The organism is Leptospira kmetyi serovar Malaysia str. Bejo-Iso9 (genome assembly GCF_000243735.2).
Taxonomy (GTDB): domain Bacteria; phylum Spirochaetota; class Leptospiria; order Leptospirales; family Leptospiraceae; genus Leptospira; species Leptospira kmetyi.
Window position 1 is genome coordinate 1 of record NZ_AHMP02000002.1, and the last position, 24,386, is coordinate 24,386.

Below are 24,386 nucleotides of genomic sequence, written 5' to 3' on the forward strand. Positions count from 1 at the left end.
TTTCCGTTCGTGTTTTCTGCCAATGGCTCGCCTGCTTCAGTTCTGTCCCTAATTGTTTTTGATAATGGTATGGAAGTTAAAATTCCGGGAGAAGGAACCAAGCTGTATAAGGAAGGAAATGATTTCTTAAGTTGACTAAGGAAATCGGGAACTCTGTAAAGTTGAGTGTGCACTTGCTCGGATTCTTTTGAATTGCCCCATTTTGTCGGAAGAAGATAAATTTTATTGATATTTGAACCTTCCTTAATCGTCTCATTAATAATTTTAAAAAAATCTTTTAAAGTATCGATAGACCATAGTTCGGGAATAACCGGAATTATTACCGTGTCTGCGGCCATTAGGGCGGTTACTGTTTCATAGGAGCCGGAGCCAGGCGTGTCGATTAGAATAATTTCATGTTCTAGTTCGCAAAGAATTTCTTTCAGTCGTAGAGTAATTTCTATTTCTTTTGAAGCTAAAGACTGATAGTTTCTTACGCTTGAGGAAGATACTATTATATCCACGCCAAATTTATTTCTTAGCGTTTCCGAAACGGTAGTTTCGTATTTTAATAAAGTTAAAATATTTGCTTTATCGAAAAAAGAATCCGGCTGACCGCGAAAGAACATTTTAGACAAATCTTTCTGTTGGTCAAAATCGACAGCACAAACCTTTGCTTTGCTGGCTAGGGCCATGGCTAAGTGACCAGTAGAGGTAGTCTTTGATACCCCGCCTTTTGGGTTTGCGATTACAATGATATTATGTCTTTTTCCCATGTATTTGAAATATAACACTGCATTTGGCAGGAAAGCGAAAAATTTTTGGAAGTTTAAAAACGTTGAACTTTTCTTAAAAACTTTAGCCGGCTAAAGTTTTGAGAGATCGAGTGCGATGCCAAAAAGTCCTAATGTTTAGTTTCCAAATTATATCCTGATCTATCCCTTAGAACCCATGCTCCTTGACCGCTCCGCCGGAAATAATTTATTCGGTCGTAGTAGAGTAGGGGAAATATGAATCGAATAGAATGCGATCAGGCGGTTTACGCCTTTATTGATAAAATGTACGAGGAAGCGAAAAAAGGGGAGCTGGATTTAGAAGCTGTAGCCAAGCAAGTTTCAAGGGATATTACGGATTATTTTTTTTCGATATTTGAGCCGCAAGCTCTATTGAGTTCCGAAGCCAGTTTACCCGATCGGAAGAAGGGTTTGAGTCCAAAAACTGAGATAGGGCTTCCTTTAGATTCTCATCTTCGAGCCTCTTAATGAACTGCGTATCTCTTTTCATTTCTATAATATTTTTTCCAGCCTTAATGAAAGGTTCGCCTTCGTTATGGTTCACCCAATTATCGTTGAAGCCTTCTTTTCTTAAAATGTCAGCTCGAACTTCGGGTAACAAGGTTTTTCCGTATTTGTATGATTGATACGTGCCCAGACTAATCTTTCCAAGCAATACACACATCGAATCCTCATCAAATCCAAGGACCATTTCAATAAACAAATATCGATTTTTTGGTACGGAGTAATCTATTTTTGGGTCGAGAGCAATATTCATATGGCCCATTACAAATTGTAGATATTACAAAATAAGGTCTTTACATTTTGTAAATAATACAAAATACGGTAAATATAACTTTTTCCTGTGTCAATAACAGGAAAAGTCGGGAATTTAAAAAATATTCCCAAATAGGATTTTGATCGTGAATATTTTTTGTAAATTGACTCGAACGCAACGCATCGACTTAGAAAAGCGAAGTGATTGCGGATTTGTAAAATTTGAACTTCCAACATTTTCGAAGTATCCTTTCCTGCGATACTACAGCCAAAAGCCATTCGCGCAACATATAAAAAATCTAATATACGAATTCTTTTCGAAGGCCGATTCGAGACTATCCAAGCTAAATTCAAATTATCTCCGTTATATCCCGAGGGGAGTATTATGGACCCGCTAGAAATTTACAGAATCCAACCAGGTGGAACCGATGAGTTACCGGGATTTGAAGTTTATAACCGATTTTCGAATGTAGTGGTATGTTCGGCAAAAGAGCGGGCGGCGTGTGCCGGTTGGATTATCGACCAACACATTAAATACGTGAGTCGGAATCAACCGCGAGAATATTCTAAAACTGCATAAAAAGCAAAAGGAAACTAAAACTAAAATGAACTTTTTTTATTTTACAGCATTCGCTTTCGGAATTCTCGGCTTCCTGATAATAATTTTCAGGCCATACTTCCGAAAAGAATCGAGTTCGGAAATAATTGAAAAAATAAACCAAGCGTATATAGAAAAGTAAAACGAAGGAAATTAGAAAGTTGGAAAATTCGCAGTCAACGTTAGAAAGAAAATCAGAAAAAACCAAGAAAGGGGAGGGCAGGAACGAAATCGAGAGACTTTTAAATAAGTACGGTTGGAGTGAGGAAGATCACTTTCACTTCGTATCAAAGAAAATTCCTCGGATAAAGGTATTCGTTCGAGAAAATTTCTTAGAGTTTTTAGATGACGACAAAGAATATTATTTCACGGACTCCGTGGAAGAGATTGAGTCGATTCTAAAATTTATCAATTACATGGCAGAAATCGGGATCGTTGGAGACGCAATACCGACACGGACTTACAAGTTCATGGCGCGTTTCATGTATCGAGACTGAAACCATGCAAACAATAGAGAGAGTTCCTAATAAAAAAGAAAACTACACTGTTTCATACAACGAGTTTATAAAAGATCATCGGCTAAGTTACAAAGCTAAAGGGCTTTTGATTACGAGACTGAGCCTGCCCGATAATTTTATCATTCGGGTCCGACACTTGGCAACCTTAACATCGGACGGTCCTAGTACAATAGCCTCGGGACTAAGAGAATTGGAACACTTCGGATACGCAGAGTTTGTCCGAGCACGCGACTCGAAAACGGGGCAACTGACACAGTATTGGATTTTTTTTGAAAGATCAAAAAAACCGGATGTTAAAAGTCTACCGGCCAAAAAGGGAAAAAAATCAAAACAAGAATCCGGTGAAGTGGAACTATTTAATGAAGCGGATCCAAATTCTTTTGAATCTCCTTCACTGGTTCCAGTCGCACCGGAATCGGAAATCCCGACTTCGGTAAATCACGAACTATTAAATACTAAAGAACAAATACAAAGTGAACAAGTATTAAGAAACAAAATCAATACTTCTAGAGAGAGTACAAAAGAGCCTCCGCCAATTTCCGAAATACCCAAAGATAGCGCACTCCCCGAAAGCTGGAAAGAAGCCTTCCAAAAAATCTATAAAGAAAATCACAACGGGTCATTAGGGGAATCCTCGATCGAAGAAAAGAGTATGAAGACTCTTTTTCAGATGACCTCCGGTGATTGGAAAGAGGTGGCAGAGAAGATCGCAATCTTAATCGAATTTAGGAACGGGTACGAACTTTTTTGGAGGCGTCAGGTTGTTAGCCCTGAGACAATTCTAAAATTCTGGTCTCGCCTTATTCGAGTAGAAGAAGTTAAAACTGAAAAACGAAACTATGATTCAAAAAAAAATATAAAAGTGCATAAAGTGAAAAATCCCGAACACAAAGATTACCATAAAGAAAGATACAAAGAAAAACTCGAAACCGAAAAACCAAAGACAGCTCACGATTGTTTTCTGATTTGGGCAAGTGAATATTTGCCTCCAGCGGCCTGCGAGTTTTACAAAACCAATAGAGAACCTTCCGACTACAAAGATTCAAAACGAATTATCTACGATAAATATTTTGCTGAGATTGCCCCGCCGCAGTTTAGAGCTGAGTCCGGTGTCAATGCTTGCGATATAAAGAGAGATTCGTTAAACAAAGAGGAAAAAATAGCATGAACGAAGAGATTTCTAAAGAAGAGATCGAGCATTTAAGAAAGAAAGTAGACGAGTTACGAGTTACCCTAACTCGACTTTCAGAACAAAATAGGTACGGAAAACAACCGCAACCAAAGTCAGGAAACTACTTTTTCTCTGACAAAGACGGAACTCTTTTAGAAATTAGCCATCGGGACGCTCTTCGCGTTATGGATGAAAGAAGAAGAAAGAGTAAACTTCTCGCTAGCGAAGTGGCCTGAAATTTATTCGAAGGAATTTGTATGTTGGAACAAGACAGAATAGAATTTCATATCTATAAACACTTCAAATCCTCTCCGGGACAAAAAAGTATTTGGGGAGCAACAGGTCAGTGTTTTAAGGGCAACGGCGGGGACGAGGAAGCGATAAAAGAAGCTGATAAGCTGAGTGCGTTCGCTTCGGAAGGAGTGGAATACTCTGTTCAAAGATATGTGTATTCAATTTCGAGAAAAAACAGACCTGCGAAAACAACAATTTGGAGAAACGGCATATTGCTCGCTTCGGTATGATTAGATTCCCCGGATGAATTTCTGATAATCTATTCAACCGGGGTTCCTTTTGAAATCCGATTCGAAGAAACGCGATACACTTTTCGAAAGTGAATCAAATCTTAATCGGTTGCGCTTACGAGAAGCTCCAAGAATTACCAAATAAATATTTTCATACAGTAGTTACCTCACCGCCTTACTACAAACTTCGAGATTACAATCATTCAAAACAGATCGGAACCGAGAGTTCGTATAAAGAATATATCCGAAAACTCGTTCTTGTCTTCCGAGAAGTCCATAGAGTATTGAGAGATGACGGAACACTTTGGATAGTTATAGGCGATACATATAACAATCAGGCAAAGAAAGAGAGATTGCCAGGAGAATTGAAGAGAAAGGATCTGATCGGAATCCCTTGGCGTCTTGCTTTCGCTTTGCAGGAAGACGGTTGGTATTTAAGACAAGATATTATTTGGAATAAACCGAACACAACGCCGCAGTCAGTAAAGGATCGTTGTACGACAGCTCACGAGTATATTTTTTTACTTTCCAAAAGCCCGAAATATTTCTACAACGCTGAGGCGATTTCAGAACCAACTCTTTCCCTGATCCCCGGCCACAAAAGTTTCAGGCCGCGAGCGGTTGAGATTTTTCAAAATGGTCGAACTGTCTTTCATGGTAAGAGAGGGCAAACTGCTCGAACGATACGAGAACGAAAAAATAAGCGATCGGTTTGGACGGTTACAACGAAACCCTCTAAAACCTCTCACTCCGCAACCTTTCCCAAAGATTTAATCGAAGATTGTATAAAGGCGGGAACTAGTAAATTCGGAGTTTGTTTTGAATGTGGCGAACCTTATCGAAAAGAAAATCAAAGTTCTTGCGAGCATAGTCTTAGTTCCGTTCCGGCAAGAGTTTTAGATCCTTTTTTCGGATCAGGTACGACCGGTGAGGTCGCTCTTGAATTAGGACCAGAATATACTGGAATTGAATTAAACGAAACGTACGCTAATGAAGCAGAAGAAAGGCTTAGTCAAAAATTACTCTATTAGGAAATTATCAAATATCGATTAAAAAAATTAAGGACTCCTCGATTTTTATCCCTTACTTTTTTCTTAAAATAAAATCCAAATTAAAGGACTCTTTTAATAGTAAAAAATATTTGTGAAGTGTGTTTGAAACAAATTCATCAAATTATTCTGAAACTCACCAAAACAAAGACGAAGTTACCTTGGAACGAATTAAAGTTTCCTTGGATAAGATTCAGTTTCACCCAAAGAATGGAAAAATATTCCGGCCACGAACGGAAGAGTTCATAAAGGGACTTGCGGAAAATATTAAACGAAATGGTCTTCACGAACCTATTTCAATACAAAGGATACCGGATACGGATCTTTTTCTTTGTTTGTCCGGCGAACACAGAATCAAAGCCGTTAAACTGCTTGGTTGGGAATCGATTAATGCTTATATAGTTTCACCGGAAGATCCGATTTCATATATCGCGGAACAAAATTTCCGAAAAGGTCAGTTTACCTATAAAGACAGGCTTTTGGCATACCGTGAATTTTGCCCTGAGTTTTTTACCGGATCAAAGATCGTTATTGCAAGGCTAAAAGAGATAAGCGATAAGACTGGAATTCTTGTATCGAGTCTCAAGGGTGACTTAAAGAAAATACGTAAAGGCTCAAACAAAGATGACTCGATAGAAATTTTACACGAGCTTTGGTCCAAAAAGAAAATCCGAAATTTAAGAATCAATTTGGCTGATCAGGGGAACGGAAGATTTCTTCTCAAAGTTCACGGTAAGAACTTAAACTATGAATGGCGCGGAGCCTTTAAAGAGGTCGTTAGTGAGTGCGCGAAGGCGGCACGGTCCAAGTATTTTGATAAGAACTTTAAATCTGAGAACGAAGAAATGGCTTCCCGGATCAAGGTTTTTAGAAAGGAGGCCGGACTAACTCAGTTTCAACTTGCACAGGGACTCGGATACTCGCAAAGCTATTTCGCCGAGCTCGAGGGCGGAAAATGGGAATGCTCCGAACAGCTTTTCGAACAGATTGCTCTTTTTTGTCAGGAGAGAATCACATGAACTTTGAAATTATATGCGGATCGGCTGACACGGTTCTAAAGGAAACAAGAGAAAGAAACCTTCTCTATCCTAAGTTTGATTGTCTTGTTACCTCCCCGCCGTATTTCCAAAAGAGGAAATACTTGGATGATTCTCACCCCTCGGTCAGTCTTGAGATCGGGAGAGAAAGACAAACAAAACAATATTTCTCTCACCTCGCGCTTGTCTTTCGTGAGGCCGCGAAACATCTAAAAGATTCAGCGACTGTCTTCGTAAATATTGGAGATTCGTTTCAGCACGGACAAGCGATTCGAATTCCTTCCGGTTTCGTTGACTTTATGAAAGAAGAAGGTTATCACTTCATTCAAGAAATAATATGGGCGAAATCGATTTCAACGGATGAGGGAAATTTTGGTTCGTGTAAACCGGAGTCAGTAAGGAGACGATTTACGAATTCACATGAGTATGTACTCTTTTTTGTGCGAGATTTGGACCTTTACTATTTTAACGCCGATTTAGTTTCCGTTCCAATATCCGGGATTCATCATGATCAAATCCATTCTTTCAAATCGATCCAAGAAACTTCGGCTAAAGAACATTCTTCTTTTGAATTTTATCCTGAAAAAAACTATGAAAGGTATCTCGCCGAAACTCCAACCTCGGTCAAAAACCGGATATTAGAAAATAAAATCAAGTCGGGAAACCTTACAGCCCGTAGGCGTTCTGTCTGGCAAATACCAACTCCGAATTCAAGAGGAAGACATACAGCGGTCGGTCCGGAAAGACTTTTTGAAATCTGTGTCCTTGCAGGTTGCCCGGAAGGTGGGGTCGTTTTAGATCCGTTCGCAGGAGAAGGAACAGTCGGAAAGACAGCTCTTAAAAATAAACGAAAATTTGTTGGTATCGATCTGGATGAACGTTCCTGCGAAGAGGCTAAAAATCATTTAGTCGGCGTTCTTAAACAAGCATCCTAACTTTTTTCAAGTCCTCACTACCCAGATACGGTGTTAAGACATAGAATTCCCATCCAATGAAAAAGAAATTAAAACCACCCCCGAAGAAAAAACAGGGTAGGGGAGGGAAGAAAACTTACGTTTCAAAAAGTGGATATGAGGTTCTTTCAGATAAAACAAAGGAAGAGATTCGTATCTATTTTCTTCGAGGCGTTTCAAGAGAAGAAATCTGTGAAAAGTTTGGTCTCACGTATAAGAAACTCGATAATTTGATTCAAGGAAATAACTGGAATGAGCACAGGAAGGAAATTTCAGGAAAATTAAGGAAGGAACTTGAGGGTAAGATTGTGACCGATCTTACTCAAACGCTGGCTAGGTTGAATGAAGAATCTGTAATCTTTTTAGATTTTTTAAAAAGTAGAATCCTCGATGAAGAGGTTTCTAACCTTGATCTTTCATTTCTTTTTAAATCCCGCAACACTGTAATCAAAGAACTTCTCCGATCACTTGGACAACCGGATACTATTCGAAACGAATCCGGTAACTCGGAAGAAAGAAGCCAGGTAAATATTCAAATCGTAACCGGAGTCGGTGAACGTCCCGGAGCGATTGAGAAGTTAATCGGCGGGAAACAGGTAGTTGTCGAAGAAATCTCTTCTAAAGATAGATCCGAAGAAAACTAACGCAACAAAAGTCCAACGAAATCAAGTCTTCTCCGAAAAACAATCCCTTGCCTTAGACGAGGATTGGTCTGCGCCTTATGTGCAGGAAATCTGCTACGACGGCGGCGCACGTAGTGGTAAAACTTACCTAATCATAAAAGCGATCATATCAAGGGCTTGGATTTCACCAAACTCTCGTCACTTGATCGCAAGATACAGACTCAATCATCTAAAAATCTCCGTATGGAAACAAACTCTGATTCCTTGCCTCAAGGAAATGGGATTCGTTGAGGACCGAGATTATACGATCAATGAGTCACTTCACATTCTGACATTTACAAACGGTTCCGAGATATACGGCGCGGGTCTTGATGATGCTGACCGCGTGGAAAAAATAATGGGGACGGAATTTTGTACGATCTTTATCAATGAAGCGACTCAAATTTCTTACGCCACTTACCAAAAGATCAAGACTCGTCTTTCACTCGTCCGCGAAGAACTTATAAACAAACTGATCGTAGACTGTAACCCGAGAAATCGTTTCCACTGGATCTTTAAGTATTTCGTTCTTAGGCAAGATCCTGAAACAAGTAACGCGTTATCCGCATCGAGACTGCAAAGGATGTCGAGGAGGTCTTGGACGCCTTTAGACAATCCGTTTCTTTCCAAAGAATACGTTCAAATGCTCGAAGAACTAACCGGAGCGGAAAGAGAGCGTCTCTTTCTCGGTCAGTGGATCGACGTTGAAGGACTTGTTTATCCCAAATTTGAAGAGGCCATTGTTGAGCCGTTTCCAATTCCTGAAACCTGGGACTGCGCCGGTGCTGTGGATTTCGGATATACAAACCCTTTCGTTTTTCTTTGGCTCTACTACGACAAATCAAACGAAACTTGGTATTTAGCGGATGAACACTATGAAAGAGAGCAAACCGTTCGCGCCCATTGTGAAGAGATAAAGAAAAACCGAAAACCGAATCTCTTTATAGTCGCGGATCACGACGCGGAGGACCGCGCGACTATGGCCGAGTGTGGCCTTCCGACAATGCCCGCAGACAAGGATATTTCAACGGGCATTCAAGCCCTTATGAAACTACTCTCTGCGAAACAAGGCGTTAAACTTCGGATCTTTCGAAGCTGTGTCCATACAATCGAAGAATTTTCTATTTACTCCTGGATACCTGCAAAAGACGGAAAGAATGCAAAAGAAATTCCCGCAAAAGACCATGATCACGCAATGGACTGTCTCAGATACTTCGCTCTTAAAATTCTCGGACGTAAAAATTCGATACTTACAAGAGACAAGGAAACTGTAAAAAAAGAAATCGAAGATAGACCCGTAAGGCTTTCTGACATTCAGAATCAAAGGCTTGCAAGACTCGGAATCCATCCTTCCTTTCAACATTCAAGAAATTAGGCTCTTCTCCGATTCAAACGTTTCCCCCAAGATAATTGTATAAACCGGTGAAGGAAAAAATTATGCAAACCGAAGAACAATTTCAAGAAAACGAAAATATCGAAAATGAAAACCCAGAATGTCAAACGGATACGGATCAGAGCGAAAAACGAAACAATAAAAGTGAAGAGAAAAACGACAACGAAACGGATACGTATTTATCAAATCTCATCCTAAAACTCGATAACGATAAAATTCAAAATCTCTTTGACAGCCTTGTTTCCTCGGTCGTAAACAAGCAGTCACGAGATACCGTTCTCCATCTACTTTTCACAAAAGGAATCCGCGTTCTAAGAGAATCAGGATTCCTCGAAAGTTCTTCCGAAAACGATACAAGTTTCGCACTTGAAATCGGGAAACTCCCGGAGACGGAAAGACAAATTCTTTTTGACAGCGTTTGTTCTTCGATCGGAGATCACAAAGGAAGAGAAACCGTACTTCACATTCTCTTTTGGAAAGCCTCTAAGCTCGTTCGAGAATTTCAAATTTAAAAAGTCACGGATTCTTAGAATGGAGAGAGAATCGAGATTTTCGGAATATCGAGTTGTAAGGGAACTTACATACGCTTGGCTTTTTTATTTTCTTTCTCTGCAATCGGCGATTCTCGGGAATAACCGAACGGGAAAATATTTCGAGATTCGAAAATCAGTTTGGTCGGACGCGATGGACTCGCTTCGAAAAAAATTCTTTGGCGAGCTTCTTGTAAGACCAACCTTTTTCCCAAAGACAATTCAGATTACTCCCGAACCTTCCAAAGATTATGCACCCCTTCGCAAACAATCAAAAATCGAATTTCCCGAGGGAGTCGTTTACCGCGAAGACTTAGACGAGAAGGATCAGGAAATCTTCGATTTTCTTGTTCAAGACTGGAACCGAATCTATACGCAAGAAAGGGAGAAGGCGACGATTCTCGGATACGTCGCTGAATACATGATCGGTGAAGGTGAAGACCCGGAAGAATTGAAACGTCTTACTTTACCGGAGTTTTCTGAAAGAGCAATCGCTCATAACTTACCCGGACTTGAAGACATTGAAGTTTTGCAGGAAGAGGTAGGGCTTACAAACGAACAGACCTACGCTCTTCTCTATGCTGAATCAAAAGGAGCCGAGTGGCTTGCGATATACGACAACAAAGGTGAACGAAAAGGAAAAGCGTTTGAACTCATAACAAACATGTATCGCCGCCAAATTGTTGAAGCATTAGCGAGAAACGCAACCGAAGAAGAAATCGAATCCATGATGATTTCCCCGGATGATACGGAAATAAAAGAGGCTCTCGGAATGTTTGAGGAAGGAATCTCCGAGGAAGAGAGATCCCTTCGAGAAAAAGATTACGAAGAACTTGTAACCGATCACTTAAACAGAGATATGGCGCGCTTTGCTTTTACGGAATGCGCGATCAATTTTAATAACGGAAAGCTCCTCATGCTCGCCAATGAAAGAGAAGAGGCGACTTACGTTCGTATGTCCGGCGGAAACTATGGGAGTCCACACAGCCATACAAACCCCGTAAGGTGCAATGAGTGTAAGAAATTTCGAAACGAAATCGCAAGAGTTTTCCCTTCAAAAGAACATTTAAAAGACAAGCGATATATGAAAAGTCTAGGACTGATCTATCTTGGACAAGATCAGTTCTATGGTGACTCGAAAACTACCATTGCAATATGGCCGGGAAAATCAAACGCAGAAAGAAAATACGGAGAATACTGGTTTTGTTGTCCCATGCACCCGAACTGTTCTTGTGAATACGAGGTCGTCGAGGTTGAAAACGAAGAAAGAGAAGAGAATGAAATAGATGAAATTTTTAGACAAGGAAGACTCAGAGACGCACAAGAAAGGTTAAGGACCGACGCAAGATACGAAGAGGAAGTAAAAGCAAACGAAGAAAGAATTCGCTTAGAGAGAAAATATGGTCCGATTCGAAAGAGTGATGTATATCTGAGTGGGATCTGGGAGGAACCCATGTGTAGCCACGAAGAGAACTCCGACTGGCTCTCAGAATATATTACTTGGAAACTAAATCGAAACTTTTAACCGGAACAATCAGACGTTACATTCCTTGGAACCAAAACCTGAATAAAGGCGGATACGGATTCATCGAAACAGAAAATCAAAGAAGTTATTTCTTCAATGCGAAATACTCGAATATTCGAGAAGAAGAAATTCAAAATGGAACGCCTGTCGAATTTGAAACAAGACGCGGCTTTGACAAAGTTAAAGGCGTCTATGAAACGCAAGCCACTCGGGTAAGAAGGATTTGAGGAAAAGCGGTCAGGGCGGTCAAACGCCCTTTTCTATTCCTACAAAACCAAACGTATTAACTCCGCTCACAAACGAGGAACTCCTCGATCGTCGGGGAGAGTCGGCACTTTGGTACAGGTTGTCACCTTGCCCATGTCCACAGGAGGAAAGGCTCCCGGATTGTAAGTATTGTTTCGATGGTTTAATTCGAACCTTTCAAGAAACTCTTACCATCCAAGAAGAATTTGCCTACAAAATTCAAGGCAAAAGAATCTATACACGATTCGCGCCGGTAACGGAAGTGGTCAGCGCAGTACTTCATTCCCAAGACAAACAAACTCCCTTAACAATTTCTCATAACGAAGAGGATTCCTTTGAGGTTTTGGAAAATCTCAAATACTGGAACGCAGTTCTACTAAAATACAAGGTAAGCCTCATTGAAGAAAAGTTCTTCGAGGTAAAGGGCAATAACGAATACGAACTTTTCCCGGAGTTAAATAAAGAAGCAATCGTCGGGGTCATAGAAGTCTTTAAGATCCCGGAAGACGGGTCACCGATCGAGGTTGAATACAGCGGACATACTTTAAATTCGATCGTTTTTCCAAAACGAGTCAGCGGGCTTTACAGAATCAAGGTTCGAACTTTTAATCCTGTAAAAGTCGCATACAAAACATTTCGAAACGATTCTGATTCAAGAAAACTTTTCGAACGAAGTCAAATCACGTTTCAAGAAGGCGAACTGATTGCAGTCATGGGAGGCGGCTATCGGATGGGAGAAGGCGATGTAATAACGCTTCTCGTCTCGACTCTCAGGCATTCCGAGTACATCGCATTTCAAAATACAACATACGACAGAGTGTCTTATTCTCCGATCTCTTCCGTTGATCAGATCCTATCCAAAGGAAAACATGGAATTAAAACACACAAGAAAGGAGAGGACTTTATCGTCTACGGAGATTCAAAAATCCAGTGGTTGTCCGATAAACCACGAACGGGTTACACAATAATCTACGATTATCATCCAACGTTTCGAGTAACGGGATTTGTGGAAGGTGGAAACGGTGAGGATAGAGAAAAGCCTCGCATTTTCAAAATGAAACCCCTCTCAAATTTTAACGGAAGAGGATCGTTAGAATAACTATCAGGAATAAAAATGGGATTCGTCTTAAACTACTTTTTAAAAGGAATGGTTAGAGAATTTTTTCTTACAAAAAAAATCAAGGCCGCTCTTCGCTATATCGAAAGAACCTACACTTTCCAATACGTTTCACACTATACCACAATCTTTTGGTATCGCGTGAGGCTTCTTCTCCTTTTTATTTCGTATCAAGTTCAGATGCAAATACTTGCTTTTTCAATGTGGCGGTTAAAGTTTTCAGTCAGGTCGGAAGCTCCCGGTCAGATTATGGTTCTCCACTACAATCCATATACTTGTAAAGATCCCGAAGAGATTGCGCGGAAAATGGCTCGGAGTGTAACGATTCCTTTTCACACTCTCCACAAACAAGATCCGATAGTTTTAATTCTTCCAAACGATCAGATTTTACAAACAGGGAGTATTCAAGGATTTCTTAGATCCTTAAACCGCGATCAAAGAATAGCCTTCCAGGATGAACTCTACAAGTATAGAGAAAATCAAAATGAAATAGAAATCATAGGATCATAATCCCCGTTTGTCGATTCTTCAAAAAGAAGAAATCACCTCCGAACTCGCTGAAACGATCCTCGACAAGATCCATTTAGCTATGACGAAGCAAAACCCACTCTGGCAGGAGTGGGCAATGGATGAGGAAACGGAGCCTTGGATGGAAGCTCAGTTAAACGAGCTCTCGAGAAAAGCTCTACTGTCTGTTTTTCGATCTTCAGATAAGGAGATTTCAAAAGACGGTTGCCTTGCACTTTCAAAGGAGTTTAAAAAACTCGGCGCGGGGTTTCTATCCGAATTCTTAAAAGGTAAAGCCGAGTTTGGAGAAGATGAGGAAGACGCTACAAAAGAGAAGTCTGTCAGTTTTGGGTCGATTTCGAACGTATTGAAATCGAATCCGACGCCTGCTCAGATAAAAGCGGGGAATTACAAAAAAAACCATATTCGAATCCAGGGTCTTGATATAGCGATCGAAAACAAAAAGGGAACGTATCGCACCGGTGAAGATAAAGACGGAAAAAGGTGGAAAACAAAGATCCGCAATGACTACGGATATATCAAAAGAACTGCGGGAGCGGACGGGGATCATGTAGACGTTTTCCTTGGTCCTGACACCGAATCCGAAATTGTATTCGTAATCAACCAAAAAAACAAAGATAACTCTTTCGACGAACACAAGGTTATGATCGGGTTTCACGACCTCAAAGCCGCAAAGCAAGCCTACATTTCCAATTATGAAAAAGGATGGAAGGGACTTGGAAGTGTCGTTTCCTTAACAGTCGAACAATTTAAAGAATGGTTGAAATCGGGATCTACAAAGAAGGAGTTAAAAAATCCTAAAATAGAATTTCTAAAATCAAAACTTTCTCAGATGAGTCTGAAAAGATTGGTTCAGACCACATTAGAAGGAAATACTTTACTCGAAATTTCAAAATCTTCTCTTTCAACGGATAACTTTCAAAAATCAATTCAAAGAGAATTCAAAGACAAAAGCCACAAAGAGATTTTGAAAGGTTCTCTGGATGTTGTAAAGGAATCGGTTCCGCGTCTTGAAAAAATTCTAAAAGCACTTATTGGACGACCGCCTTCACCGATGAATCATCCTTCGGTTTGGAGGGATGGGAAAACCCATGTCAAAACCGAAAAAGGTTGGCGGGTTCTTCCGAAAGGAAGAGAGAAAAAAGAAGAAGAACCGGTAAAAAAGAAAAGGGAGAAAAAAGTTCAGGAAACAAAAAAAGGAAATCCGGTTCCAACAAAACTTCCCTTTAACAAACTTCGAGTCATAAAGCAATACACCGCAAAAGAAAATTACGATCGAGATCAGATCAATTCCCTAAAAGAACTTATAAAACAAAACGGATATGATCCACAGTATCCGATGGCTGTTGACTTAAAAGATAACGAATGGACAGTCGTAGCCGGACATCATCGTTACGAGGCGATCAAAGAACTCGTTGAAGAAGGAAAACTACCGGATAGTTTTGAAATTCACGTAGTGCCAAAGTCATTTCAATCCGCAAATGACAGACTTGTCGCACAGGTAAGTGAGAATCATAGACGTGTTGTAAATCCTACCGACGAATCAAGCGCGTATGCTGAGATGATTGAAAACGGATGGGATTCCAAAAAGATCGCTGAAAAACTCGGGAAAAAGGTAGGAGAGATTGAGAAGCGTCTTGCTTTAAAAAATCTTAGCCCTGATCTTTTTAAACTCGTATCTAAAAAAGACCGATCTCTCCCGCTCGGAGTGGCTGAGGTTATCGGAATGTTTGCCAAAGACAAAAACGATAAACCGAATCATACAATTCAGATTAGAGCGTTTAAATGGTATGTGGAGAACAAGACTAAGTATCCCGGAAAAGGACCGGCTGTCGTTCAAAACTATATCAAAGAACTCCAAAGCGGGGAGTTTGATAATTTCGATTTTGATACTGTAGCGACAAACGTTCAAAAAGAAGCTCTGCGTTCCGTCGGATCAATGGAGAAAGCCGCGACAAATAGAAAAATGCTCGATACTATGCTTGACGGGATCCAAAAAACGTATAATCGGATTTTAGGGGATAACGTAAGCGCACTTTCTCAAGATTTCTCTAAAGAACTCGCGGCCTCGATTGCAGTAGCCGCAGACAAAGGAATAGGTTCTGCTTCCGTAATCGGAAGACTTGGAGCGATCATTCAGGATCTTAATATAATCAAGGATTCGATACAATCAAAACTGAAAGAGATAGAAGACGATTCGAATACCGGAATGCTTTTTGCAAAATCACATCTTTTTGACGTAGAGGAAGCGATTCTAAAATTGAATGAACTAAAAGAAGAATTTAAGCCTCCGATTGCCGTATAGAATTTTAGAATACGGAATGAACAACAGACCATTTCGTCATCACCCTGACGTATTAAGAATCCGCGCGCTTTTTACCGAAGGGTTATACTTCCAAGCCCTCACACAGAAATCCTTCGATGATCTTTTCGTAGCAATCGATTTTACGTTTGTGGAAAGAGACGCGCTTAAACTCGAAAGAGACGTTCTCTTAGAGTTTTTAAAAAAGCGCGATCTTTTAGGAGACTATGAGAGAGAGCTTCAACATCCCGAACTTTCTGATCTGGAATAAAAAAGAAATACAAAAGAAATTCCGAATAATCCAAAAATCCAAGAAACATAGTGACCGTTTTTCTCTCTTCCTTCAAAGGTCAGAGAGAGAATCGGAAACGCTGTGACCGAAAGCCAAGGGGAGAAATGATTTCTTAAAATCAAATTCCAACCGGACCGGTTAATAAGAACCGTTGAGGTAATTCTTGGGAAGGTAAGAGAGAAGAGAAGGGATTTCAGTTTCTTTTTTAGCTTCATTATTCTTTAACTCTTAAATTCTTCCGCTAATTTTTTGGCTTCACTCAAACTTTGAAAAACTTTAGAAGAAACGGATTCCACAACCGAGTTTACGTCTTGATTGGAATAGAAAGCGGAAATAGCTTTCTGAGAGAGATTGTGAAAGATAATATCCTGGCTATTCTCCGGGAAACTATCGCTTAATTCTTTCGCCTTTTGAAGAAGAGACCGGACCATTTTACTGGCTACACTTTCTTTAAGACCTAAGTTTGTTTCGATATTCGAAAACTGTTCGATGTTCTGATAAATAAGCTCTTGGTTCAATGTTTTTCCTCCACCACAACAACTCATATCAGGATTCTCTTTTCCATTTGCCTATCGGGCAAGATTCAGATTTAACTTTTGTTTTGAGTCGGACGAAACAGAAACAAACACTGCATTGCTCGGAGAAGATTCTTTTTACAAGGAAAGGACAAGAGAGACAAACCTCAAGACGCGATTCAGAAAAAGTTAAGGACTCTTTCATACCATTAGGACCACAGTCTTCCAGGAACCGAGTAGGTTGTTACGAGAGTCCACTGTAGAAATTCGTATTTAAAGACTCTGTATCGTGTATACCAATTTGGGATATGACACGTATTGCAGTTGTTTATACAACAAGTAGAGGTACAACAAGGAACAAAAGCTGTCCCTCCTACCCAACAAAGACCGACTGAAATAGTTTTGGAATATCCGGCGGGACACTTCGGACAATCAAACCAAGGACCGAGTTGAAAACATTCGTTTTGACCGCCGCACTGTCCACAGTCTGTGACCGGTGTACCGTTATCAATGTGAGCATCGACGACGTGCCAAAGATCCCCGACAGAATAAGAACCTTGCGGATAAACATCATATCTGTTTGAGCCGTAATTCCCCACCCAATGACCGCCCGCTCCGGGAACCGGAGAGATTGGACCAGTAGGCGGGGTTATGCGAAAGGGTGCCAGCTACCTCCCTCGTCAATACTCCAAAAGGAAAGGTTTCCTTGCGTTCGTACTCTCCATTTTGCGGATGTAAATCCGAGTGAGGGCGTGGTTCTTATAAACTCCTTTTCTTCGATAAAATCAAAAAGCCAGTTTATCGCGGACGCAAGAGAGTCGTTATCTTCGATCCCTGGATTTAACTCGACGTCTATTCCGATGAGAGCCGGGTCATATACGGGAAGAGTCCTTACAAGATTTGTGATCGGACCTGAAGAAGAATTTTTTTCATAAGAGAGAAGCTCAAATCTACCCGGAGTGGAAGAGGGTAGGGGAGCTGTCCCACTCCATTGTTCAAATAGATTTGTTCGATATGATTTTCTTGTCGGTCTTACCTGTGGTTGAAACCTTTCTGATTCAATATTCCAAACCTGTACCGCGGAGTTTTCTGTTAGAAGTGAATCAAGAGAGAATTCATAAATTCCACAAAGCGCACCTTGAGAGGGAGTAAGTGTTACCGATGGAAAAAGATAAACCGAATCAGGACGTATAACGAGCCCAGGTCCGACAAGAATAGAATGATTGTCAGGAGAACTAACCTCGAATCCGATCGCGGTATCCGTCTTTCTTCCGATTGTAGCAAGTATTGAGGTAAGAATTGCCGGAATTGCAGAGTTTTGCGGTTCCGCTCCAGAGAGTCTATTCAGATCGTTCGAGGAAAGTTTTTGAAACTGGTTGTGATAATAAATTTTAACTTCGTTGTTTTGTAACGGAATTTGAACCTCAGCCATTTGCCTCTCCTGCATACACAGCGGTTCCAGCGGCAAGAATGCGCGTTGCTTCGGTAAGTTGAAGGTTTGTAATTTTAGTCATATCATCCACAACGATATAACTTGCACCACGATCGGGGGTTATAATTCCTGAAACCGCTTTCGTTTCGGGACCGGGAAGTGTTAGACCTAAATCGCTTGCGGAATGATCGGTTGCAAAACCTAACTCATCACATCGAAGAACTGCGAACAAGGGCGCGGGGAAAATTTCTCCAAGTTTGGGAATTGTCGGCTCGTTAGAAAGTACGTATCCGATGATATAACCGACAAACTCTTCATCCGTCATTCCAACAGGTCTTTCGATACCTAAAAACTCAGCCCAGAGTTTTAAAAAGTAACCCTCGGCGTTTGAAAGCTCCGCGCACTTCGTAGCCAATTCTTGATAGCGTAAATGCCACTCGATCGCGTTAAAGAGCGCGCCCTTATTTAAGTCGTTTATATTCGTTACGGGACTTAGCTCGGGTCTTTCCGCATTTCCGAAAAGTTCTCTAAAGACCGGATCGGTTGAGTTTATCTGAGGTATGGATTCAAGAAGTTTATTCTCTGACATTTTAAGACGGCTCCACTCGTTCTAAGATACCTGAAACGGAACCGCCGGATGAACCTCCGGTTCTTGGAAGATATGTAGAGGGAACGACAATATCTAAGTTTTGAGGAAGTGGATTCGGAACCGGATCACTTGCAAGTTTTCCATAGAACTCATCGATTATGACCCGGTAAAAATCGGGATGCGCTTTGAGTAAGGTTCCTTCGACTTGTTTTAAAAGAACATCGAATCCTACGGGTAACGTGTTTAAATAAACCGTAATCTGATTTAAAGCGATGCTTAACGCGTCTTCGTCTTTTAACTGAGATTCTTTTTGTAATTGAAGTCGAAACTTCACTGTGATTCCAAAAACAGGAATTCTAAATACAGCCACTTGTGTCCCCGCCGCAGAGTATCCGGGATAATTTTCAGGATCTTTTAAGTCTCCCTCGATCACCTTTTGAACGAGATCTAAAAGACTTTGCGGAGGATTCGAGGTTCCGTCGCTTACATACAAATTGATCCAGCCAATTTCAAACGCACCCGAAAAGGGGTTGCAATTCGTAGTCAGTTGAACACCGGCTATTCCGGGGATTGAGGTGGCCGCTGTATAGATCCCGAGTTTAGTCGCGCGACCTAAAGAGATGATAAAGTTACGAAATCTTTTAAGTCTGCTTTCCTCACTTTCTAGATTGGTTCCACCAGCGAAGTCGGACGGATTCCAAATTCGAATATTCGGAGGAAGCTCTATATTTACCGTTCCGAGTCCTTCGAGTGTATTAATCGAAAGTCTTCGGATATTGTAATCGACTCCGGGTTTCGATGCCCGGATTTCAATTTCGCTAAAGGTATTCCCGACCGGAATCGTAACAGATGAGATTGATTCGAATTCAAGACCAAAAAGGTCCAGTTTGAAAACTGGAATCTGAATCGGTTCTGTGTGTCCGGTATGTTCGATACGAACGATTCCGACGGACACAAGACCGGGAAGTCTTTTGAATCCAAAAGCGTTATATACGCCTTCTTTAATCGCATAATAAAATCCGTTTAAGGTTCTTAGATCCCCTTCGGCGAGGACTGTTGCGATCGCGGCAATCCAGGTAGAAATTCTCGAACCCGGATTGAAATTTGATAACCTCGAACCGGAAGCAAGAAGGGAGTTCTGAATCGCGGTAAGGTATTCTAGAAAAATTTTTGGAACATACGGAGCGGCCACAAAAAGATCCGTATTCGAAAAATTGGAATCGGAGAACACCGATTAGAAAGTTTCCCCTACCCTATCATCGTGTTTTCAAGTGTCGTTGGAGGGGTAACGTCTGGTTTTAATTCTCTTACCGGAGGGGCGTTTAGCGGATCTCTTGCACCAACGTATGAACCTCAAAACGTTTTTTCTTTTGCATTCTATGAAAAAAAAACAAACGGATCGTATTCGATTTTTCAAAATCAAAACGAATACTTTTTTGTAAACGGTCCTCTCAATTACAATGAGAACTTTAAAAATAGAACTCTCGTTGAAAAAACTTTCGGGTCCGTGGTTGTAGTCGATTACGGACTCGATAACAGCGAGCTAAAACTTGAGGGTGAGTTTCATATTTATCATCTAGGACTTCCTGCAAAACCAAAGATGTCGATTCCCGGTGACTCGGGAGCGGGGTTTGTTCAATCCGCTTTTTCGGCTGGTAAGTCGATTCTAAAAAACAAAGTCGGAAGTTACTACGATAAAATCCGGAGTAGTTATCTAAGTCTTGGGGGAGGGGAGTTTAGATCCGGGTTACAAGAATTCAATGACTTTATGTTTTTCCTGCACTACTCGAGAAGCCTCGATGCAGTTGAATATTCTTCAAACGATTCCCAAGCACAAAAGATCACAAAACTTTTCTCTGAAAAAAGACTTACCTGGAAGACCCACGCGTTTGTTTTCCGAGACTATGATCGTAATCGCACAGTTGAGGTCATTATTCCTCAGAACGGGTTTACCGTTACACGTTCTGTAAGTGATACGAACACTTACAAGTATTCCCTAAACCTCGTCGTTGTTAAAGAACTGAATTCAAAAATCACGAGCCAGCTTGTAAGGAGTAATTTCAACGCGTTTCGAACAATCTCAGGTCTTATGAACGAGCTCGAGAATCTTGTAAATTTACCACTCAAGTTATCGGGGGCTTTACTCGGAGTTGCTCGCGGAATCCAGGTTTTTGCAAGTTCTACAAAAAGACTACTTTCTTCGTGGGACCGAATGAAAGACCAGTTTAACGCGCAAGGAAAACTTGCACGCGTTACGTTCGAATCTGCAAAATCCGATTTGGGAATATCAAAGAAAAAAAGAGGATTTCATGCCGAGGAAATATCCGACCTAATTGACGAAGCATACAAAAAGTCGCGAGCAAACGAAGCAGAATTCAGACAAAACATAGACCAATCAATAAATGATTGTTCCGCTCTTTTTGCACTCATTGGTCAGTTTGTTATCCCCGTAGACAATTCCGGTTCTTATGAAGCGATGAGTCTAAAGCCGGGTGCTGATTTTACAGCGTGGGTTGATAACGACGTATACAGATTTGCGATTACTGCCGATGAGATACTTCTTGAAACTCTCGCCGCACTCAATGAAGCAGGTATAGACAACGAATATACTATTCTTCATACCACCTCAAGCGATACCTGGGAAAAAATCGCGGATGAAAGACTTGGAGACGCGGGACTTGGACAAGCTCTAGCTTCTTACAACGGAAAAAGAGATTCTAAACTGGATCGTCTTGCGATTCGAATTCCGTATGGAACAAAAACGAATATTTTTACAAGTCTTCCTGAGAACCCTACACCGAAAGAACTGGAAATCGCTCTCGTTGGTTGTGATATTAAGCTTACACCAAATAGAGGAATTGAGGTTTCACCTACAGGTGATCTTGCTTTAGTCGAGGGAGACGATGCTCTTTTAAATGAGAAACTTGATCATATTGACATAGAGCAGGGTTCAATTCCCGGCGCGCCTGAGATAGGAAATCCGATTCCACCGGGAGAACTTCCCGATGAAATCCAAAGAAAGAATTATATCCCGCAAATTCTCAGACAAATAAAATCCGATCCAAGAATCACCGATGCGAAGTTTTTCGGTTCCGCGCAAGACGGTGATACACTTCACCTTCAATTTTATATAGAATCGGTAAGTGGCGGGAGTGCGATTATTTCCGTATGAGGTCAGGTTTTTCAAACGACGCATTCGATTTTCAAGAAAAACCTCAATCACCGGACGCACGTCTAACACCTGCGATTCTTGCAACCGTGACCGATGTTCTTCCGAGATTTCGTGCAAACGTTTTAACAACCTTCGGAGAACCTTACAAAAAGGTACGATATTCCGGTCCTTTTTTAAAACAAAACGGGAATGCACATGGCCGAGCCTTCGGATTAAAAAAAGACCAGCTTGTTCTTTTAGAATTTATCTCCGGTTCCTATCGCGCTCCTGTGATCACACAAATCTTTCCGTTTGCTGTCAAAGACTCCGATTTATCGAATCTTCAAAATTTCTGGTCCAAATATAGTTTTCTTGATCCCGAAAAAGATATAATTGATTTTCACGAGTCTGGATACTTTGTCCGGCAAACGACAAGCAAGATCGAAATCTATAACGAGAATCAAGAACTTGTTTTCTCACTCGACTTCGAAAATAAAAAAGCAAAACTGAAAATTGAAACTTTAGAAATAGAAGGTGAGACAACGTTTAAAGGGAATACGAATTTTCAAGGGGATCTAAAAATAGAAGGAGATACAGATCAAACAGGAAAACTTTCAGTCAGTGAAGACGTAGTGATCGCGGGCGTTGCCGTAAAAACCCACGGCCATACCTACTCACCCGGTCCTCTACCACCAACAAAAACAGGACCGCCGATTTAGAATTTTATTTAAAACTTTCGGTATGCCTACTCTTGGAAGTACCGAACAAAAAGAAATCAAATCGGTTCGAAGCTCGTTCTTTCTTCCTCCAAAAGCCTTCGCTCTTGAGATACGTCTTCCCGGAAAGAATTCAAAAATCTTTTTTCCAGTTGAGCATGTTTCAAGTATTAAATCCCATCGCTCCATTTCTGCCGGAAAGGGCGGAATCTTTTTATCTATTCCCTATCAAGAGTCTTACTTTGTTCAAACAAGCGGTGAAACCTCGCTTCCGCTTTCTCAAATCGAAGAAGGGGAAGAGATTCCTTTCCGTGAAGTATTTCCTATCCGAAGTATCGTATATTTGTATATCGATGTAGGAGAGAGAAAAGAAAAAAATCCTGTTTTTAGAAAACTAAACGTTGGGAAGGTCAAGAATGCTTCGCGCGAGTATTCTGCGGATGGAAAAAGTTTTGTAAACGTGAATATCTCACCGATTGAAACAATTCTTTCGGATACTGACTTTTTTATCGACTATCAAAGACAAGATGGTGAACCGGCGGCGCGCTCCGATGATTCTTACGCGGGTGTAATCACAAAGGCCGCGGGTGTTTTTTTACAAGGACAGCTTTCTGATTTAATTCGTAATTTTTGGGACGAGTTTTTTTGTAAATTGATGAATGTTTCGCGCTACGCGGACAAAAACATTCTTTCTCCGACTACCTCACAAGACTCGGATGCAATTCTTTCGATCCTTTTACCTGCGCGGGCTTATACGGAATTCTTTGCGTATGAATCGCAAGTACTATCTTCATTTTCAATCGGTTCTTATATTAATTTTTGGGAAATTTTAAGGTCGTATGTTTCGGAACCGCTCTACGAACTTTTTGTCGATCCTCTCGAAACCTTTGACCTTGAAGGAGTATACGGGAAAGGGGTAGCCTACGGAGAATGTGGATCTTCAAGCGTTGAAGAATACGAGGTAGGAAGTCAAGAAGCGAAGGTAATTTTTAGACCAACTCCGTTTTATATGTTTGGGTTGGACGGGTTGTATCGTGATCTTGAAAATTTCTCGATCGATTCATTTTACACCTTTGAGATAGACGATTTAAAAAATTTTCGAATCGAGGATTCCGAAGAATCCGTTATAGTCGGAGTTCACGTAATTCAAAACACATTTCAAAGTTTTGGTACAATTCTTTCAGAACCAAAATATGACGACAAGTTGCGAGCAATCTTCGGACCAAAACTTTTACACGTAAAAGTTGCGGGTCTTGTTTTTCGGGAAGAAAATCTCACCTCATCCAAAAAAGAAAATTACAAGGGTGAGCTTTCCAAAATCCGTGATTTGCTTTTTCAAATTTTTTGTAATCGTGAAGAGTTAAAGTTTTCTTCCGGTTCTTTTGAAACTGGATTTGTTCCTTTAAGACCCGGAATGCCTTACAAAATCGTAATCGATCCTTCCAAAAATTATCCAATTCCGATCGAGGATATACCGGAATTCGGATATATCACGGATGTAATCGATGAATTCTCTCCGGGTCAAGCAAAGGCTTCCACGAGTATAAATTTCAAGTGGAGTCCTACGAAAAGTGTCTATTTTGAAAGAACCTGATCGAGCGGTTTTACATCCGTAATTTCGAAAAACTCTGTAAGTGTATCACCATCGTTCGGACCCGTTCCAATAAACCAAACATCAGCGGGGAGGTCTGAAAAGGTTTCAGTCAGTCCATTGGATTTTTTTAAAAACCGAATCGGATATGAAATTGGTATTTCAAAATGGTCTGTTCTTTGAAGTGTTATTCCTTGAGCTTCACGCAGTCCCTTCGCGGAAATGAGCTGGCCGTTGTCTGCCTCGATTACTATATCACTCGCGTACTCTTTCATTCTAAAATCTCCTTTGTAAAAAATCGAAGTACTATAGTTATACAGCGTTTCTTTGTCAAGAAAATACGAATTAATTATCTTCTGTTTTCAACTTAATCTAACGAAAGACCCACCTCTCCGATTTTTAGTATCATACTAAACTT

At 40.7% G+C, this 24,386-nt stretch carries 26 protein-coding genes and 1 pseudogene; 20 read left to right on the forward strand and 7 right to left on the reverse strand.

The window, feature by feature from the left end; all coding sequences use genetic code 11:
* A partial coding sequence (locus tag LEP1GSC052_RS01995) for a ParA family protein (RefSeq protein ID WP_040912736.1) occupies positions 1-755 on the reverse strand: 755 nt, incomplete at its 3' end.
* A 349-nt stretch (positions 756-1,104) separates the two neighbouring features.
* Complete coding sequence (locus LEP1GSC052_RS02000; RefSeq protein WP_156892087.1) at positions 1,105-1,530, reverse strand: hypothetical protein; 426 nt, start codon at positions 1,528-1,530, stop codon at positions 1,105-1,107.
* Between the two features lie 758 nt (positions 1,531-2,288).
* Between LEP1GSC052_RS02000 and LEP1GSC052_RS02005 the strand changes: the two genes are divergently transcribed.
* The 17 genes and pseudogenes from LEP1GSC052_RS02005 (at position 2,289) to LEP1GSC052_RS02080 (ending at position 15,953) form a co-directional block, all read left to right on the forward strand.
* Positions 2,289-2,624 carry a hypothetical protein gene (locus LEP1GSC052_RS02005; protein ID WP_010572173.1) on the forward strand — a complete coding sequence of 112 codons (336 nt, stop codon included), beginning with the start codon at positions 2,289-2,291 and terminating at the stop codon, positions 2,622-2,624.
* A 4-nt stretch (positions 2,625-2,628) separates the two neighbouring features.
* Positions 2,629-3,813, forward strand: a complete 1,185-nt coding sequence (locus tag LEP1GSC052_RS02010; RefSeq protein WP_010572174.1) for a hypothetical protein — start codon at positions 2,629-2,631, stop codon at positions 3,811-3,813.
* Complete coding sequence (locus LEP1GSC052_RS02015) at positions 3,810-4,052, forward strand: hypothetical protein (protein ID WP_010572175.1); 243 nt, start codon at positions 3,810-3,812, stop codon at positions 4,050-4,052. Before LEP1GSC052_RS02010 ends, LEP1GSC052_RS02015 begins: the two co-directional genes overlap by 4 nt.
* A 21-nt stretch (positions 4,053-4,073) precedes the next feature.
* Positions 4,074-4,340: a hypothetical protein gene (locus tag LEP1GSC052_RS02020; protein WP_010572176.1), complete on the forward strand. Its 267-nt coding sequence runs from the start codon at positions 4,074-4,076 to the stop codon at positions 4,338-4,340.
* An 89-nt stretch (positions 4,341-4,429) separates the two neighbouring features.
* Positions 4,430-5,371 carry a DNA-methyltransferase gene (locus tag LEP1GSC052_RS02025; RefSeq protein ID WP_010572177.1) on the forward strand — a complete coding sequence of 314 codons (942 nt, stop codon included), beginning with the start codon at positions 4,430-4,432 and terminating at the stop codon, positions 5,369-5,371.
* A gap of 179 nt (positions 5,372-5,550) precedes the next feature.
* Entirely contained in the window at positions 5,551-6,408 is an 858-nt protein-coding gene (locus tag LEP1GSC052_RS02030) for a ParB N-terminal domain-containing protein (RefSeq protein WP_010572178.1), read from the forward strand.
* Positions 6,405-7,361 carry a DNA-methyltransferase gene (locus tag LEP1GSC052_RS02035; RefSeq protein ID WP_010572179.1) on the forward strand — a complete coding sequence of 319 codons (957 nt, stop codon included), beginning with the start codon at positions 6,405-6,407 and terminating at the stop codon, positions 7,359-7,361. Before LEP1GSC052_RS02030 ends, LEP1GSC052_RS02035 begins: the two co-directional genes overlap by 4 nt.
* Before the next feature lie 56 nt (positions 7,362-7,417).
* On the forward strand, positions 7,418-8,023 hold the full coding sequence (locus LEP1GSC052_RS02040; RefSeq protein ID WP_010572180.1) for a hypothetical protein: 606 nt from the start codon (positions 7,418-7,420) through the stop codon (positions 8,021-8,023).
* Entirely contained in the window at positions 7,980-9,416 is a 1,437-nt protein-coding gene (locus tag LEP1GSC052_RS02045) for a PBSX family phage terminase large subunit (RefSeq protein WP_010572181.1), read from the forward strand. The genes LEP1GSC052_RS02040 and LEP1GSC052_RS02045 overlap by 44 nt, the downstream gene beginning before the upstream one ends.
* Before the next feature lie 62 nt (positions 9,417-9,478).
* Complete coding sequence (locus LEP1GSC052_RS02050) at positions 9,479-9,946, forward strand: hypothetical protein (protein WP_010572182.1); 468 nt, start codon at positions 9,479-9,481, stop codon at positions 9,944-9,946.
* A gap of 19 nt (positions 9,947-9,965) precedes the next feature.
* Positions 9,966-10,937, forward strand: a pseudogene (locus LEP1GSC052_RS21580) (hypothetical protein); the annotation flags it as partial.
* Positions 10,920-11,489 carry a hypothetical protein gene (locus tag LEP1GSC052_RS21585; protein WP_244265268.1) on the forward strand — a complete coding sequence of 190 codons (570 nt, stop codon included), beginning with the start codon at positions 10,920-10,922 and terminating at the stop codon, positions 11,487-11,489. The pseudogene LEP1GSC052_RS21580 and the gene LEP1GSC052_RS21585, both read left to right, overlap by 18 nt.
* Positions 11,465-11,716: a cold-shock protein gene (locus LEP1GSC052_RS02060; RefSeq protein WP_020985515.1), complete on the forward strand. Its 252-nt coding sequence runs from the start codon at positions 11,465-11,467 to the stop codon at positions 11,714-11,716. The genes LEP1GSC052_RS21585 and LEP1GSC052_RS02060 overlap by 25 nt, the downstream gene beginning before the upstream one ends.
* Complete coding sequence (locus tag LEP1GSC052_RS02065) at positions 11,713-12,834, forward strand: hypothetical protein (RefSeq protein ID WP_040912739.1); 1,122 nt, start codon at positions 11,713-11,715, stop codon at positions 12,832-12,834. The genes LEP1GSC052_RS02060 and LEP1GSC052_RS02065 overlap by 4 nt, the downstream gene beginning before the upstream one ends.
* 15 nt (positions 12,835-12,849) lie before the next feature.
* Positions 12,850-13,362, forward strand: coding sequence for a hypothetical protein (locus LEP1GSC052_RS02070; protein ID WP_010572185.1), 513 nt, complete (start codon positions 12,850-12,852; stop codon positions 13,360-13,362).
* A 7-nt stretch (positions 13,363-13,369) separates the two neighbouring features.
* Positions 13,370-15,685 (forward strand): ParB N-terminal domain-containing protein, encoded by a 2,316-nt coding sequence (locus LEP1GSC052_RS02075; protein ID WP_020985513.1) that lies wholly within the window; start codon positions 13,370-13,372, stop codon positions 15,683-15,685.
* Positions 15,686-15,701: 16 nt separating this feature from the next.
* A complete protein-coding gene (locus tag LEP1GSC052_RS02080; protein ID WP_040912754.1) occupies positions 15,702-15,953 on the forward strand; it encodes a hypothetical protein in 252 nt (83 codons plus the stop codon).
* Between the two features lie 567 nt (positions 15,954-16,520).
* On the opposite strand, the gene LEP1GSC052_RS21590 is transcribed toward LEP1GSC052_RS02080, so the two are convergent.
* The 4 genes from LEP1GSC052_RS21590 to LEP1GSC052_RS02105 all read right to left on the reverse strand — a co-directional run bounded on the left by LEP1GSC052_RS21590 (position 16,521) and on the right by LEP1GSC052_RS02105 (position 19,702).
* Positions 16,521-16,694 (reverse strand): DUF6171 family protein, encoded by a 174-nt coding sequence (locus tag LEP1GSC052_RS21590; RefSeq protein ID WP_244265265.1) that lies wholly within the window; start codon positions 16,692-16,694, stop codon positions 16,521-16,523.
* 444 nt (positions 16,695-17,138) lie between these two features.
* On the reverse strand, positions 17,139-17,921 hold the full coding sequence (locus tag LEP1GSC052_RS02095) for a hypothetical protein (protein WP_010572191.1): 783 nt from the start codon (positions 17,919-17,921) through the stop codon (positions 17,139-17,141).
* Positions 17,914-18,510: a hypothetical protein gene (locus LEP1GSC052_RS02100; RefSeq protein ID WP_010572192.1), complete on the reverse strand. Its 597-nt coding sequence runs from the start codon at positions 18,508-18,510 to the stop codon at positions 17,914-17,916. Before LEP1GSC052_RS02100 ends, LEP1GSC052_RS02095 begins: the two co-directional genes overlap by 8 nt.
* A gap of 1 nt (position 18,511) precedes the next feature.
* Entirely contained in the window at positions 18,512-19,702 is a 1,191-nt protein-coding gene (locus LEP1GSC052_RS02105) for a baseplate J/gp47 family protein (protein WP_040912756.1), read from the reverse strand.
* 69 nt (positions 19,703-19,771) lie between these two features.
* On the opposite strand from LEP1GSC052_RS02105, the gene LEP1GSC052_RS02110 reads away from it, so the two are divergent.
* The 3 genes from LEP1GSC052_RS02110 to LEP1GSC052_RS21595 are packed head-to-tail and all read left to right on the forward strand — an operon-like array spanning position 19,772 to position 23,971.
* Positions 19,772-21,682, forward strand: a complete 1,911-nt coding sequence (locus LEP1GSC052_RS02110; protein ID WP_020985517.1) for a hypothetical protein — start codon at positions 19,772-19,774, stop codon at positions 21,680-21,682.
* Positions 21,679-22,380: a bactofilin family protein gene (locus tag LEP1GSC052_RS02115; RefSeq protein ID WP_010572195.1), complete on the forward strand. Its 702-nt coding sequence runs from the start codon at positions 21,679-21,681 to the stop codon at positions 22,378-22,380. Before LEP1GSC052_RS02110 ends, LEP1GSC052_RS02115 begins: the two co-directional genes overlap by 4 nt.
* A gap of 22 nt (positions 22,381-22,402) precedes the next feature.
* Positions 22,403-23,971, forward strand: a complete 1,569-nt coding sequence (locus LEP1GSC052_RS21595) for a hypothetical protein (RefSeq protein ID WP_010572196.1) — start codon at positions 22,403-22,405, stop codon at positions 23,969-23,971.
* Here the strand turns inward: LEP1GSC052_RS21595 and LEP1GSC052_RS02125 are convergent.
* Positions 23,953-24,243 (reverse strand): hypothetical protein, encoded by a 291-nt coding sequence (locus LEP1GSC052_RS02125; RefSeq protein ID WP_010572197.1) that lies wholly within the window; start codon positions 24,241-24,243, stop codon positions 23,953-23,955. The genes LEP1GSC052_RS21595 and LEP1GSC052_RS02125 overlap by 19 nt on opposite strands.
* Positions 24,244-24,386: the final 143 nt, after the last annotated feature.